The 15,229-nt window shown below is 46.1% G+C and carries 12 protein-coding genes; 4 read left to right on the forward strand and 8 right to left on the reverse strand.

What is annotated here, in order from left to right:
* Positions 1-35 precede the first annotated feature (35 nt).
* Together MKY23_RS06575 and MKY23_RS06580 are read right to left on the reverse strand one after the other, a co-directional pair.
* Complete coding sequence (locus MKY23_RS06575) at positions 36-1,433, reverse strand: helix-turn-helix domain-containing protein (protein WP_339836468.1); 1,398 nt, start codon at positions 1,431-1,433, stop codon at positions 36-38.
* Between the two features lie 236 nt (positions 1,434-1,669).
* Positions 1,670-2,956 (reverse strand): DUF5050 domain-containing protein, encoded by a 1,287-nt coding sequence (locus tag MKY23_RS06580; protein ID WP_339836471.1) that lies wholly within the window; start codon positions 2,954-2,956, stop codon positions 1,670-1,672.
* Positions 2,957-3,222: 266 nt separating this feature from the next.
* Here MKY23_RS06580 and MKY23_RS06585 point away from each other — a divergent pair, with 266 nt between their 5' ends.
* On the forward strand, positions 3,223-4,212 hold the full coding sequence (locus MKY23_RS06585) for a Gfo/Idh/MocA family oxidoreductase (RefSeq protein WP_339839284.1): 990 nt from the start codon (positions 3,223-3,225) through the stop codon (positions 4,210-4,212).
* Between the two features lie 13 nt (positions 4,213-4,225).
* Here the strand turns inward: MKY23_RS06585 and MKY23_RS06590 are convergent, their stop codons facing one another.
* From MKY23_RS06590 to MKY23_RS06600, 3 genes are read right to left on the reverse strand one after another with little or no spacing between them, the layout of a single operon-like run.
* Complete coding sequence (locus MKY23_RS06590; protein WP_339836474.1) at positions 4,226-5,062, reverse strand: MurR/RpiR family transcriptional regulator; 837 nt, start codon at positions 5,060-5,062, stop codon at positions 4,226-4,228.
* Positions 5,063-5,099: 37 nt separating this feature from the next.
* Complete coding sequence (locus tag MKY23_RS06595) at positions 5,100-5,933, reverse strand: ABC transporter permease (RefSeq protein ID WP_339836477.1); 834 nt, start codon at positions 5,931-5,933, stop codon at positions 5,100-5,102.
* Complete coding sequence (locus MKY23_RS06600) at positions 5,926-6,828, reverse strand: ABC transporter ATP-binding protein (protein ID WP_339836480.1); 903 nt, start codon at positions 6,826-6,828, stop codon at positions 5,926-5,928. Before MKY23_RS06600 ends, MKY23_RS06595 begins: the two co-directional genes overlap by 8 nt.
* Before the next feature lie 361 nt (positions 6,829-7,189).
* On the opposite strand from MKY23_RS06600, the gene MKY23_RS06605 reads away from it, so the two are divergent.
* Together MKY23_RS06605 and MKY23_RS06610 are read left to right on the forward strand one after the other, a co-directional pair.
* Positions 7,190-9,025: an HSP90 family protein gene (locus MKY23_RS06605; RefSeq protein WP_339836483.1), complete on the forward strand. Its 1,836-nt coding sequence runs from the start codon at positions 7,190-7,192 to the stop codon at positions 9,023-9,025.
* Complete coding sequence (locus tag MKY23_RS06610) at positions 9,025-10,080, forward strand: hypothetical protein (protein WP_221787875.1); 1,056 nt, start codon at positions 9,025-9,027, stop codon at positions 10,078-10,080. Before MKY23_RS06605 ends, MKY23_RS06610 begins: the two co-directional genes overlap by 1 nt.
* 71 nt (positions 10,081-10,151) lie before the next feature.
* On the opposite strand, the gene MKY23_RS06615 is transcribed toward MKY23_RS06610, so the two are convergent.
* Genes MKY23_RS06615 through MKY23_RS06625 form a run of 3 tightly spaced genes read right to left on the reverse strand, consistent with a single transcriptional unit; the run spans position 10,152 to position 13,417 of the window.
* Positions 10,152-12,377 carry a serine hydrolase gene (locus tag MKY23_RS06615; protein WP_339836488.1) on the reverse strand — a complete coding sequence of 742 codons (2,226 nt, stop codon included), beginning with the start codon at positions 12,375-12,377 and terminating at the stop codon, positions 10,152-10,154.
* Positions 12,378-12,426: 49 nt separating this feature from the next.
* Positions 12,427-13,206 carry a DUF3169 family protein gene (locus MKY23_RS06620; RefSeq protein ID WP_339836491.1) on the reverse strand — a complete coding sequence of 260 codons (780 nt, stop codon included), beginning with the start codon at positions 13,204-13,206 and terminating at the stop codon, positions 12,427-12,429.
* Entirely contained in the window at positions 13,190-13,417 is a 228-nt protein-coding gene (locus tag MKY23_RS06625; protein WP_090918145.1) for a helix-turn-helix transcriptional regulator, read from the reverse strand. The genes MKY23_RS06620 and MKY23_RS06625 overlap by 17 nt, the downstream gene beginning before the upstream one ends.
* Positions 13,418-13,798: 381 nt before the next feature.
* On the opposite strand from MKY23_RS06625, the gene MKY23_RS06630 reads away from it, so the two are divergent.
* Positions 13,799-15,022 (forward strand): DUF4367 domain-containing protein, encoded by a 1,224-nt coding sequence (locus MKY23_RS06630; RefSeq protein WP_253496326.1) that lies wholly within the window; start codon positions 13,799-13,801, stop codon positions 15,020-15,022.
* The last annotated feature ends 207 nt before the right edge of the window (positions 15,023-15,229 follow it).

Here is a 15,229-nt window from a genome sequence, read left to right on the forward strand (position 1 = left end):
AGGACCCATTCCGTCAGGAAGGGTCCCTTTGCTTTTTAACGCCCGATGACACTCAAGTTTTCGTGTACCAATGCCGTAGAAGGATGCATGACAACGGGCTTCAATAGGTTTTTCTTTTTCCGCTGTATATGTTGTGAGGGAATCCGCAATGTGGAGCCTTTGGCTTGTGAATGAATAAGCGGAGAATTCATTCGGTCTGTCCAAACGACATGCTTCCGGTCGCGACTCGATGTAAATGTAGAGGATGGAGCGACTTCCAACCGATGAAGTGCAAGTTCCTTGAAATGGTGCTTTGCTTGCTTCTCACGCCCGGTAAGCTCTGCCAACCGAATATGAGTCTCTTTCCAATCATCGGTCACTTCGACAATGACGACAGGGGCAATACCTTTCAGTTGATCAGTATAAGGTTGACAGGACACGTCACCAATAATCAGATCAGGTTTAGCTTTGTGAAGTTGTTCCAGTTGGTTCGTTAGATTACGTTCTTGCTCCGCTGTCTTCTTATTCTGACTATGGTCCAAATTCAGTGATTCAACTGGCTTCAATCCCAAGGAGTGTAGGTGCTCATCAAAGCCAGCGCTAGATATTGTGGCTACACGTAACCGATGTTTCTTCATATATATACTTGGCGCAATGCCAGTCATCTGCTTGAATTTACGACTAAAATAATATTCATTGCCATATCCAACGGATTCTGCAACCTCTTTGAGAACACAGTTTTCCTCTATCAGTTGCTTTTTGGCTTCTTCAATCCGTAGCCGATTGAGATAATCGGTAGGTGACATGCCTTTTGCTTTTTTGAAGCTGCGGGAATATGAGCTTGGGGTCAGTCCGGCGATTTTGGCCAGATGATCCATGCTAATACCTTCACTCATGAAACGACGCATATATGAAATGCTACGCTCCAGTGCGGGATCTACCTTTTCAAGGTTTTCTTCCAATCGATGCTCTGACAGGAATTGTAGAAGTTCATGTAACTGACTATGTATGCTGACAAAATGCTCTGCAAGTTCCCCTCGATAGGAATCATACAACTTGGCCATTCGTTCTGCTGCCTGCTGTTCATGCCGGATGCGCATTTTGCCAGCCTGCCATTCAAATGGAAGATAGGAAGAAGCGGTCATGTTCCATTTGCCTCGTACTCGCTGCATATTGACTTGTTCCATACTTAACATAAGGAATTCAGTGATTCCTGAATGAGCCACTGCATCGATAGTCAAGCCGGGTTTGATCAGAAACAGTTCACCAGCCTGTGCTTCGTAAACGATGTCGTCCAGAACCAGAAGGCCGTTGCCTTTTAAAATAAGACAAAGTATGGGCCGGCTTACCGTGATGCCTTGTATACGGAAATTTTTCCCGCGACGTACTCGGCACATTGAAGAGAGTAGCGGTAAAGAAGAGGTTTCGGTTAATACGGGAAACGATTCATTCATACGGACCATCCTTTTGTCTTATTTTCTTAATGATAACAATTATCATTCTCAAATGGAAGGCGTTTTTGAAAAATAATTTCGACAAATCAGAAAACGTGGAAAGAAAAATGAAAATTTTATACGTCGAATGTAACATATACGTCAAAATGTGAGCATCACAAAAAAAGATGACACTCAGCACCAAAGCTGTAGAGTCATCCTTGTTCTGACGTGAAATGAACGAATCTGTAACGGACTTAATTCAGTGTAATCAAAAGAATGTTGTCCAGGAAAATATCACTTAATGCTTGTTGCCCTGTTCCATTGGCCTCTGAATGATATAAACGGAATTCATCTTTCGCATGGATGTAGAAGATTCCTGGAACATCATCTCGCAAGTGGAACGTTTCCCATTCGTCAGCGGCTATTTTGCTTACTTTTAGAGATGGATTGACTGCATAAAGGCCGTTTTTTCCAGAAATGTAGGCAACATCCGGTTTATCATTCATCCATTGATTCGTAACGTAGGTTACGTTGCTCAAGTTGAGATTAGACGTTTTACTCACCTTGCTCGCAGTAACCGTTTTGGCGTACGCTTTTTGATCCGCATCAATGATTACCACCTTGTCTGTTCCAACTGCACTGACTTCTCGCACGCTTTTGGAGTGAAGCTGAAATGTTTTACCGGATGTTGTCAATGCATAAGCTTTGCCCAGGGAATAGTTATAATCCTTGTTGCTGTCCAGCTTAATACCACTATTGTACACATATAGATTGTTGCTCCAGCCACCGGAATAAACGGCGTTTACATCAAGCTTGGCTTTTGCATTCACGGCCGTGCCTTTACCTGTGTTGTAGTTGGCCTTGTACATCACAATAGCTTTTGTAGAGTAATATTGCTCGTCAGGATTGGTGTTGACCATGAGTTGTAATTCATTTTTGGCAAAGTTCACAAAATAACGACTCTCTACAGCACCTTGGGCCAGCTTCTGTACGTTTCCAGTACCGTTTGATGCTTTGGAAGCCACCCACGTATTCCCGCCAACCAAGGTATTGTAGTACACACGTCCTTTGGTCACGATTAGAAGTGGGTGGTCCGTATTAACTTTGTCCGCAATTTTGGTTGCAGATGATATACCTTGGTCGCCATTGGCACGATATATGCTTCCCTTGGAGTCTATGTAGTAGATAAATCCGTTATCCGCATAATAATTGATGACATCAGAAGCGAATGTCTCTGGTGCATCACTGGAACCGTCATTTGGAACGCGAAGTAATTTTGTGGAAGTAGAGGACTGAGTGTAGTAGAGATATGATCCCGCTGCAGTCAAATCTACGCCTTCAAAATCAATTAATACTTCTGCTGGATTGCTACCATCTCCGGATACTTTGTAAAGTACGCCATCAGATTCATAATAGACGGTTGACTGGCTTAGCGAAGCTGCTTGGGCAGCGGTTCCGCCTGTTAATGTAACTGCTGTAATGAGTGTAAATAACAGCAATGCACAGAGGGTGCGTTGTACGTATGTATACCCTGTTTTCATTCTTGCTTCCTCCCCTTAGATATATATGTCGTCAATTTCTTATGTTATATCGGTAAACTATGGAATTTATGTTAGATCTAGAATGGGGATGAGAGCGGGGATAGAAGGAGAAAAAGCAAGAGAATGAAATTGAATTTCATACTCGGTTCAACTTGAAATAAACTTGCGCATGATGCGACCATTCTCGTCCTGAAATATCCTCCACCTAATTTGGACGTGGTAACATGGTTGTGACTGAACCACAACGACAGGAGAGAAACGATATGATGAAGATAGCAACCATAGGTACAAGTTCCATTGTAGATGCCATTTTATCCGCGATCAATGAACTGGAGGATGTCAAGGTCACAGCGATGTACTCCCGTAAGAGAGAGACTGCGCAAGAGCTTGCAGGTAAATATGGGGTAAGTACAATCTATACAGACCTGGAGTCCTTACTTTCGGATCAAAATGTAGATCTCGTTTACATTGCTTCGCCCAATAGTATGCATTATGAACAGGCCTATCAGGCACTTCAACATGGTAAACATGTTGTATGTGAAAAACCGTTCACGTCCACGCTTCAGGAAGCAGAAACGCTGATTGCACTTGCAAAAGAAAAGAACCTGCTGCTGTTTGAGGCCATCTCCAACATTCATTTGCCCAATATCAAAATCATCGAGGAGCAACTACCAAAGCTTGGTGCGATCAAACTGATTCAGTGTAACTACAGTCAATACTCCCGTAAATACAATGATCTTCTAGCGGGGCAGACACCGAACGTATTTAATCCCGAGTTCTCTGGTGGAGCGCTGATGGATATCAACATTTACAATCTGCATCTGGTTATGAGTTTGTTTGGCAGTCCGGATACCGTATCGTATACAGCGAATCAGCATGCGAACGGCATTGATACATCAGGAGTTGTGGTCCTCAAGTATCCCGAGTTCATTGCAGAATGTGTAGGTGCTAAAGATACGAATGGCATGAACTTTGTGCTCATCCAGGGAGAAAAAGGGTACCTTCAGGTTGTAGGAGGAGCGAACGGTTGCCGGGAAATCAAGCTTCAGATCGGGAAAGAGCCATCTGAGGAGTATAGTGCGCAGAACAAAGCCAATTGGCTGTACTATGAGTGGGAAGTGTTCAGAGATATTTATTTGGCTAAAAACTATAAGCGGTGTTATGAACTGCTTCAACACAGCCGTTCTGTAATGAACGTACTGGCGGAAGCTCGCAAAAATGCGGGAATTGTTTTTGCCGCGGACGCGGATAAATGATTAATAATTAATCTCAGTAGTTGTCGCTGATGCTCGCCATATACAGCATATCAAACAGATAGAGTACCGAGATCATGGAAGACATTTTGGATAACCTCAATTGTTCGTTATAACCATAGCTTAGCAGTGTTTCATCACAATGTCTGGACAGTGTTGAAAGATTGTTTTCGGTCACGGCGATGACTTCACGTTGCATATTCTTCAGTACTCTGGCAGCTTCAATCATGGATGAGTTCTCTCCCGTATGAGATATGACAAAAGACAGGATAAACTGACTGGTATTCATTGTATTTAAATAATGCATGTTGGGACCATTGTGTGCCACCGCCGCAATGCCAAGCTCGTTCCATTTGGCACAAGCTTGCTGTGCCAAATAATAATTTATATCGCTACCGTAGATATCGATACGTGCGGATTCTTTGACCCAATTCGCGATTCGTACTAAAACAGGAGCGTTTAACATACGGTGTGTCTCATCCAGCGCCTGGTGATATAGGTAGGGAACAGAGTCAATCGCAGCCAGTACATTGCCTTGTTCTGTGATTGTATGATCCGGCGTCCGTAAGGGGGAAGGGGGTTGTTGTTGATATTCTAGCGCAAGCTTTAACTGAAAGTCTGGGTACCCTTTGGTACCCAGCTTTTTGCATAGACGAACAATAGTGGACGCACTTGTATAAGTCTGCTGAGCCAGTTCCTGGGCTGTAGAGTGGAATACAACTTCGGGGTCGTTCAGGATAAAGTCCACAATATGCTTCTCCTGTGCCGTTAATGATGAAGCATATTTTAATTTCTGGAGTAGGTTGTATTCCATGCTGTTGTTCCATTCCTCTCTATAATCATCCCAGTACATGTCTCCACATCATAACTCGCGTCTGTTTATTTCTCAATCAGATCTGACTCTCCGCAAGTTGCTGACGGCGGTTCCACATGGTTACGAGGCGGAGTAAAATAAAGCTCGTGAGCAGCATCGCTGCACCGGAGCCCAGCAACATCCATGGCCCAATCATTAACATGCCGGTGGCCTGACCAGCAATCAGGGCAATCAGGGGCAAGACAACAAGTCCGCCAAGCTGGTAAGCTTCCTGAAATCCCCGTACTTTAGCCGAGATCAGCACATTGAGGAGAATAACGGCTAAACTGCATGTAGGGACCACCCAAAGGATCAGAATGATCCAGTTCCAGTTCGGAAACATCAGTGTGCCGAAGATCGGGTACATCAGGATGTTGGCAATGACCCCATAGATGATGAAGGTCACCCAGGACAACAACACTGACGGAATGAAAGCAGCCAGAACTTTACCTCTAAACAGTGTACTCATGCTCATTGGTGTAAATAGCAAACCTTCCAGTGTCTTGCGTTCCTTCTCGCCAGCGAAACTGTTGGCAGTCAGGATGCTGGAAGCCATCACTGGAATGATGAGAAACAAGGGGGCGAACATATACAAGCCAAGAAAATAAACAATGCGTTGATTGTCTGTGGTCATGGTAGCAAGGGAGGGCAACTGTCCACCCTGAATGAGCTTGTCTAATGTGTCCAATACAACATTTAGGTTACTTATCGAATGTAGATTCACGCGGGATGCAACCCACAACATAGCAGAAGGAACAATGATTCCGATGATTAGCGGTACAATCAGCATAGGCAGCCATAGTTGCACGCTGGATGTGACAGAACGAATATCTTTACGAATGAGTGCACGTATCGCTTGGCGATTATTCATGTGCATTCGCCTCCCTTATCGCAAAATAGATGCTTTCCAGATCATTACCTTCCATACGTGCCTGATAGACCTGACCATGCTCGGTCAGCTGCCGAAGCAGCAACGGAATATGTTCACGAGACGAGAGTTGGTATGTTGCTGTATGCGCTGTAACCGTCTCGGGCGAATACTTTCCTACCTTCCAACCGTTTGGCATATCTGCTTCGACCTCTAGCCGCGGTGCGGATTGATAACGCTGAATGATCTCCTTTTCAGTCCCTTTCTCAACAACACGACCCTTTTCCATAAAAATATAATGATCACACACGGCGGAAAGCTGAGTAAGCACGTGTGAGGAGATGAGAATCGTCAGGTTCAGCTCCGTATTTAACTGACGAATGATACGAAGCACAGTCTGGATTCCGTCAGGATCGAGACCGTTGGTCGGCTCATCGAGAAACAGAATCGAAGGGCGGTGCAACAGCACACGTGCCAGACCTAAACGTTTCTTCATCCCTGTGCTATAGGTACCGACCTTACGATGCTGGTAATCCTGAATCTCAAGGAGATGCACCAACTCGTCAATGCGTTCAGTTGCACGTTTTAGCCCAAAGGCATCCGCAAAAAACAGAAGATTATCCCGCCCACTCATATTTTCGTACAAGCCGCTTTGCTCGGTCAGTGTTCCGCAGATTCCCAGCACCTTTTCTGTTTCTATTGATGTATCCATGCCTTGGATGGTAACCAGCCCGCTGTTTGCGCCCAGAACTCCGTTCATGATCCGAATGAGGGTTGTTTTACCCGAGCCGTTTGGGCCAATAAGCCCGGTTATACTGCCCTGCTGAATCGTGAAGCTGACATCTTGCAGTGCTTGATGCTCACCGAAATATTTGTTTATATTGAGAACCTCAATCATGTATAATCACCGTCCGTTTTCTAAATTTGATGATTATACGTCCAGAGGTGTCAGATCGTTCAACTAAGACTAAAGAAATATATTATTGCTTCAATAGTCCTGAAAACCTAGTGCATAATTCCCCGGGAAATTTCACCAAATCGGGTCTAAGGTTTGTTTTTTTGGCAGGCTGTACAATGTATCCTTGAAAAGAAGGTATGAAGGCCGTTTGATTGCTGTTTCATTGCTGTAGATAATGGAGTAATAGAGTATAGGCCGATATATACATAATGAGTTCGTCTAACACATCCATTTATTCAGTGTGAAGATGTTAAAGCCGGCTAAGTGCTGTGTTAGACCCAAAGGAAAGGTGAAGTGGTTCATGAGTACACCCAATGAATATCGCTTTCAGGTGAACCTGAGCGGAATGATCCAAATTTTATCGAATCATTTATACAGTAGTCCAAAAGTTTTCCTGCGTGAGCTTATGCAGAATGCAACAGATGCGATTACGGCACGCAAGGAAGTGGAGCCGGGATATCAGGGAGAAGCTCGTATTGAGCTAACAGGAGCCGGAGATCAATTGACGATGATGGTGGAGGACAACGGAGTTGGTCTGACCGAAGCGGACATCCATGAGTTTCTAGCGATGATAGGACAATCCTCGAAGCGGGGACAACAGGCATTGCTGGATGGCGAGACATCGTTTATTGGACGTTTTGGTATTGGTCTGCTGAGCTGTTTCATGGTCAGTCATGAGATCGTCATGCTGACTCAATCGGTGAAGGGCGGCCCTTCCATGGAGTGGCGCGGCAAGCCGGATGGTACGTATACGATCAGACAGCTGGACACGCAATTGTCTCCCGGAACGAAAGTATATCTGCGTTGTACGCCGGAGGCGGCACACTACTTTGAAGCGGAGTATGTGAAAGAAGCTTTATTTTATTATGGTGCGCTTCTTCCATATCCGGTCACGTTGATTCATGACGGGAAGCAATCTGTAGTTAATCAGGATTCTCCGATCTGGTTAACACGTCCAGAGCTTGCTCGTTCCTGCCGTGCGGAAGTGCTTGCCTTTGGTGAACGTCTGCTTGGGGAGAAATTCCAGGATTTCATCCCGCTGACAACGGCTTCGGGGCGCACGGGAGGCATTGCCTATGTGTTGCCGCACGCCGTGAATTTGAATGCCAAGCGTTCTCACCGGGTCTATCTGAAGCGAATGCTTATTTCGGAGAAGGCCGAGAATATTTTGCCGGAGTGGGCGTTTTTTGTAAAATGTCTGATCTGGACCGACGAGCTGCAGCCGACAGCTTCAAGAGAGCATTTTTATGAAAATGAAAAGCTGGAAGAAGTGCGCTCCGAGCTCGGAGACGCCTTGCGGATGGGACTTACCGAAATGGCTGAACAGCAGACTGAACGTCTACAGAAGTTGATTCGTCTGCACGCCCTTTCGATGAAGGCGCTGGCTGTTCAGGATCAGGAATTTTACGCGATGATTCACCGCTGGTTGCCTTTCGATACAACGCGAGGACACCGGGAACTGGGTGAACTGATTGATGAAGGAGAGACACTGTACTATACCAGTACCATTGATGAATACCGCCAGATCCACCATGTGGCTTCTGCACAGTCCATGCTGGTTGTTAACGCAGGTTACATCTACGATAAAGAACTGATGGGGATGCTACCTGTCATACTGAATAACGTAGAGACCGAGCGTATTGAACCAGATGAAGTATCGATGACATTCACGGATGTTGCACCGGCTGAACGTAACCAGTATTATGATGCGCTACGCCTGGCAGATTCGGCATTACAACGTTTCCGCTGCCGCGCAGAAGTGAAAGGATTCAAGCCCGCTGACTTGCCGGTGTTGTTCACCCTTTCGCAGGAATCATCCACGCTGCGTGCGCTGGAAAAAGCGAGCGAAGAGAGCACAGACTTATTTTCCTCTGTTCTTGGGTCGTTGTCATCAGGTATTAATTCGGCAGGGTACTCGACGTTGTATTTGAATGTGAACAATCCGATCATTAAACGGGTGTTGACGTCACCAGATAATCAGATGACACCGATTGCTATTGAAATGTTGTATGTCAACGCACTGATGATGGGACATTATGCCATGAACAAGCAGGAGCTTGAAGTATTGAACCAGGGAATTGTACGGTTTATTGATTGGGGTTTACGCGCAAATACGAATCATGAGGGAGATGCCTGATGAAGACAGAGATGGAATTCGAAGATTTGATGGAAGAGGCCTATCAGCTGCCGAATGGTTCCGCAAAGCTTGGTTTTTTGGAGGAAGCAGCGCGGGTGGCTGATCTCAATGGTATGGTTGAGGAGGCATACGAAGCACGTTCAGAGATTGTGGATGTCGCCACCTTCTGTGGATATCCGATGAAAGCTTTGATCGCTTTCTCCTGGCAACTAGGCAAGTTTGATCAGCAACCAGAGCTGTATGATGAAGAAACGTTATTGTGGTCTTATAAATGGATTCTTGGCAAAATGCCCGATTTCCCGGAAATCTCACGTGAAAAGATCATGGAGCTGCTCGAGGATTTCGGAGCAAGGTTTAAGTCCTATGGGTACAGCGAGCGTTCTTACTGGTACTACCGTTTCCGCATTTTTATGGATTTCGGAGAGCTGGAAGAAGCGGGGCGCAGTTATGACAAGTTTAGAGCGTTAGACCGCGACTTCATGAGTGACTGCGAGGCGTGTGAGCAGGACGAGATTTTGCGTTATTTTATGTTAAAGGGAGACGACGAGAAGGTGTTGGAAGTCGCCAAGCCGATTCTCAAAGGACGCATGAGCTGTGCGGAGATCCCACATCTGACCTTGTCCGAAGTTCTGATGCCGCTGTATCGTTTGGGACGGAAGGATGAGGCAGATAAACATCAGGTTAAAGGATATCGTTTGATCAAAGGTGAAAATGATTTCGTGCAGAGTTTTTCCGAGCAGATGGAGTATCTCGCACTTACGAATCCTGCCAAAGGGATTGATATCCTTGAAGAAACACTGGTGCTCGCAGCCGATCATGAGGATGCGTATGCCAAAATGATGTATTATGCGAAGGCAGCTTCGTTATTGCGGCGCTGGGCTGAAGAAAAGGACTCAGAAGGGTATCGTCTGCGTCTGCCAGCTTCCTTCTCGTATGAGGGAGATCCGGGAAACCTACTCAAACTTGCAGATTATTTTGAAGAGTATGCCCAGGCTACCGCAGCCAAGTTTGATCAGCGCAACGGAAACACACATGTATCCTCATTAATTGCATAATTTAAAAGGCTTGTTCGTAAAGGAGAAATCCTTTCGAACAAGCCTTTTTGTCATTTACTTGTATAGCATAATTATTGAACGGATGTTGCTGGAGGAGCGCTTTCTGTCGCTTGATTAGGCGCATTCTCAGCTTTGCTCTCTGGCGTCGCGGCTTCTTTAGTAATCTTCTCAGATCCTGCCTGCTCTGGTTGCTGTGCAGCCATCAATTCAGCGACAATACGATCGGTCGGCTGTGTGATTAACGCATACATGATCGCAGCGTGTTCCTGACGAATGAGAGGTTTGCGTGAGAGGTAATCTGCAGCATTGTCCTCCAGCATTTTGACCTCAGGGCCGTAGATACCCAGCTTCACCATCATTTGCACTGCAGGCACAGCCCAAGCATCTGTGTGGCCTGCAAGTTTAACGTCCTTAAACAGTTCGCTTGGATACTGCAGCTGAAATACTCTCCATATCATAACTGCTGCTTCTTGCCGAACAATGGCTTGATCGGGTTTAAACTGTTTCTCGTCTGCACCTGTAATCATACCCATTTCATAAGCAAGCTGGATATAGCCAGCTGAGGTATGGCCAGCCCAGTCGGTGTCTGCAGGCGCTGGTGTTTTGCTAGGCTTGAGTCCACTTAATTTAAGAATATCCTCGATAAATTCCGCACGAGTTACAGTCGTTTTAGGCATGAAAGACTGGTTAGCTTCATTATCGAAATATCCAAGCGATTGCAAGCTATGGATCGCTTGAGCATAAGGATTGTTCTTCTTAACATCCAGGAAGCCCGCCGCTTTTCCCCCTTTTTTGGCATATCCGAATGGGTTGAGATACGGCTCTCTCATGTAGGTTGTTCCATCTTCATAGGTTTTGAAGGCTGTGAACTGTCCTGTTAATTCATCCGTGAACAGATTGTCTTCCACTTGAATCAGCTTACGTTCACCCAGATACGGATCACTAATGCTTAATTGACTGGACGTTTCACCGCCAGTTTGCAGTTTGCTGATGAGTGCACTGATCCGAAGGTCGGCATAAAAACCGTTGAAACGTTGCAACTCTTCCGCAGGTTGCGGTGTGTAATCCTTGAATTGTACGGGTTTAGCGTACTGAGGAAAGAAGTTTTGAATAAAGGCCGAGTAGAGCAGGTTACGCAGAGCTCCATTCTGATTATAGGTAAGGAAGACGCCTGTGTTCTGCTCAGGAATAAAAAATAGATAAGAGCTGTAACCTGACAGGTCGCCTGCTTTGGTGATTACTTTGGAACTGCTTCCCGCCCCAGGGAGCTGAAATGGTGCTTCGAATCCGTACGTGCTATCCGGCAGCAACGGGTGAATGGAAGAGCGATACTGCTCCATACTTTTCACGGTTGCTGGTTTCAAAATCTGCTGGTTATCTTTCTTGCCGTCATTCAGAAAGGCAATCATAAACTTGCCGATGTCATCCGCGGTAGACAGCATGCCGCCTTGAGGCAATGGATTTGGATCAATGAAGTACATGTCAACCGGCTTGTGAGCTGCATCATAACCAGTGGCCAGCTGTTTCTGAAATTTTTCATCTAGCATAAAACTGCTGTTGTTCATGCCTAATGGCTTAAAGATGTGCTCCTGCATGTACGTCTCAAACGGCTCGCCGCTGACATTTTCAACAATCAACCCGAGTAGCAAAAACGAGAAGTTATCGTACATGTAGGCGCTACCAGGCTTTCGCACAACAGGAGGCATATGCTTCTCGGCGTATTCCCCCATCGTTATGTACTTGCCTTGGTCTGTGTGGATGTCTTCTGGCTGTGGATCACGGATTTCAAACCCGGTGGTGTGTGTCAACAGATGTTCTACTGTTACTTCCGCATCGAATGGATTCTCGAAGTGCAACCCCTTCACATAGGTCTGAAAATCAGCCTTCAGGTCGACCTTACCTTGCTCAACAAGCTGCATGACCGCAGCAGCTGTGAAGGTTTTGGAGACTGAGGCGACACGAAAAGCGGTGTTTTTCGGATCGACAGGTGTTTTTTTGTCCAGATCGGCATGGCCGTATCCTTTTTCTGCAATTACTTGACCATCCTTTACAACGACGACAGACGCGCCAACGTAATGTGGTTTGGTTTCAGATGAAGCAAAGAACTTATCCAGAAAAGCATTAGCCGATTCGGCATTCAGTGTTACAGGCTGCTTCGAACCGTCAGAGTCAGGGGCTGTTGCTCCGGTCTGAGCCTGAACCTGGGGAGCCCAGAGGCTGAGAGAAAGAACAACTGCCATACATGCGCTGGTCAGCGCCGTCCATTTGGACCGGGTATTTCGATTGAATAAATACACATCATCACTCCTTTAGTCATTTTTACCAAAGTAGGTAGTTCACTGTGTATTACTGCTTCTGGGCACGATAAGTTTCACGAAAATAAACGCCGAGGTTGATGATCCAGATGACTGACAGCAGTATGATCGGGAAAGCGGCAAAGGAAAATAAGATCGAATATACGACTAAAGCGGCCATACCGACGCCAAGCAGGAGATTCATCATCTGAAACGAGCGATAGGCTGCGCGATACACGATCCATTTCTCGCCCTCATCCAGCTTTTCGAAGTGATTTTTCTGCATGTTGCGGGAGTTCAAGTCCAGTGCGCGATCAGGGAAGTAGCGATTGTAACGTTTGATCGTCACGCTCTGCAGGACAACGACGATGATTACAGCGATGCAGGCGGCGACCAAATTTCCAAGCGTAAACAGATTGCTAGACTTGGGCAAGTCTCTACTCGATGCGTATAACGACAAGGCAAGGGCGACCCATGCAAATGAAGTAATCACACTGAACGTGCTAAGCATCATGGCGCTTCCCAGCGAACGTTCAGCAGGGGACATCAAGGAGGGATGGTCACTTATATCATCCGCTTCATCTTCTCCAGGACGGGCAGAAGGAGTACGAGCCAGACTAATGCTGTTCCAAATGGTCATAACAAGCACCGCCAGAGCGATCAGGGCAAACAGCAGGTCGTAATCGTAATAAACGGACAGGGTCCAGTTCAGACCAGAGGGAAGCTTGGTGATTGCGGCTGAGGAAATAAATCCGACAACAGCACCGCCAGCGGCATAGAGCGGAAGGCGCATTCTTCTTTTTTTGGATGAGGTATTAGCGGTTGGATTCATCTATATTTCCACCTTTCAATTCAAATATTTTTTCAACAGATTCGCCGAACACATGAGCTATTTTTAATGCCAGAACGACCGAGGGAGAATAATCTCCGCGTTCAATCAGAGCAATAGTTTGCCTTGATGCTCCGATGAGCTTCGCCAGCTCTGCCTGAGACAATCGGTCTCTGGCTCGTAACTCCCGAACGTGATTGTGTAATTCTTCCATGTACTCACCTCCATGAATATAATGTATATGATAATCGACTAAATGTAAAGTATAATATACAAAATGAATATGATTATTTACTTTTTAGGATGATGCATAAACTCAAATAAACGTAAAAAGAGCCTGAAAAGCTCTCAAACTTACGTGGCCGAGCATCTATTTGATAGGGGTGAAGTCTGGAAGCTTCCTGCAACTGACTTGTCTGAGTCTGTAGTTAAGGCTGTGGGACAACAAAAATCCGTTTCAACAACGTTTCATGCCATGCTTGTCAAACTAGTCCGCATATATCGAACAAGTCCCTCATAACATGTACTAATCAAGTAGGGGTTCTGCTGTACGCACAATCCTGAAGTGAAAACATGTGCTAAAGGGGATGATGTCATGCGCCGAATATCATGGATGCTTGCCATGGTATTGGTCTTATCGGCCTTACTTGCCGCCTGCGGGAAGAAGGATGCGGCAGCTGTGGTCAAAGATCTGAACGAAGTCGTTGGAGAGATGGAAAGTTACCAAGGAGCAGGTGTCATGACGCTGCATACCGGAGAAACGCCGCAGCAGTACAAGGTCGAGGTATGGCATCAGAAGCCTTCGTATTACCGTATTGCATTAACCAATGCCAAGAAGGATGTTACGCAAATTGTACTTCGTAACGATGAAGGTGTGTTTGTACTGACACCGAGCCAGAATAAAAGCTTCCGTTTCCAAAGTGATTGGCCGGATAACCAGGGTCAGGTTTACTTGTATGAAACGTTGATTCGAAGCATTACAGGGGATACGACCCGTCAGTTTGCAGATGAAAAGGAAAGCTACGTATTCGATGTTGCTGCCAACTACAATACACATGCTCTCGTAAGACAAAAAATCTGGCTGAACAAGAGTGATTACGCACCAAAACAAGTAGAGGTGTCCGACTCCAACGCCAATGTGGTGGTGGACGTGAAGTTTGACAGCTTCAAATTCGGAGCCGAATTTGGAAAAGATGCCTTTGACATGCAACGCAACATGACGGCTGCAACCGAAGAAGGGAATAAGACAGGAACAGATGCAGGTGCTGCTCCAGCCGAGAAAACCGATGACGCCGCCGGACAACAGCCTGCTAATCCTCAGGCTACGCCAGGCTCCGAGGGAACCGGGGGAGCTGTTGATGGGCAGACAGGCGTAAGTGAGGGTACGGATCAACAAGGAACACAAGGAGCAGAAGGTTCAGAAGGGGCAGCAAGTGGGCAGGGTACTGAAGAACCTACTGTGGCTGAACCGCAAGAAGCAGAGAGCTTTGGTGTTATTCAACCGACATATGCGCCGGAAGGTGTCAAGCTGAAGGATGATCAGATTCTGGAAGAAGCCGGGGATTATTCCGTTCTGCTTCGGTATGAGGGAACCTATAATTACACCATATTTGAAGCAAGACCTCAGGATCGTGCTGTATCCCTTGCCCCTTCCCGTCTGGTTGATCTTGGATTTACAGCGGGTATGATTAGCGGAGATGCTTTGCAGACGCTGACCTGGACTTCCGATGGCGTGGAATACCGAATTACAAGCGCGGATCTGCCTGAGAATGAGATGGTACGTATAGCGACCTCCATGCAGGAAGAGTCAGGTAAATAAAACGAGAACGCATAGCCGTTCTATCCCAAGGAATGCTATAGAGCATCGGAGAATTCAATTCTCCGGTGCTCTATCTATTTTTAGAGTGCCCAAGAACATGCCTAGTTCAGTCTAAAAATACAAAATACGCTTCTACGCGCAGTGAACCGGGTAATAAGCTGATATAAGCAAGTTATATACAGCTGTATATTGAGACCCAAGCGGACT

It is taken from the genome of Paenibacillus sp. FSL R7-0272, assembly GCF_037969905.1.
In the GTDB taxonomy this organism is placed as follows: Bacteria; Bacillota; Bacilli; order Paenibacillales; family Paenibacillaceae; genus Paenibacillus; species Paenibacillus polysaccharolyticus.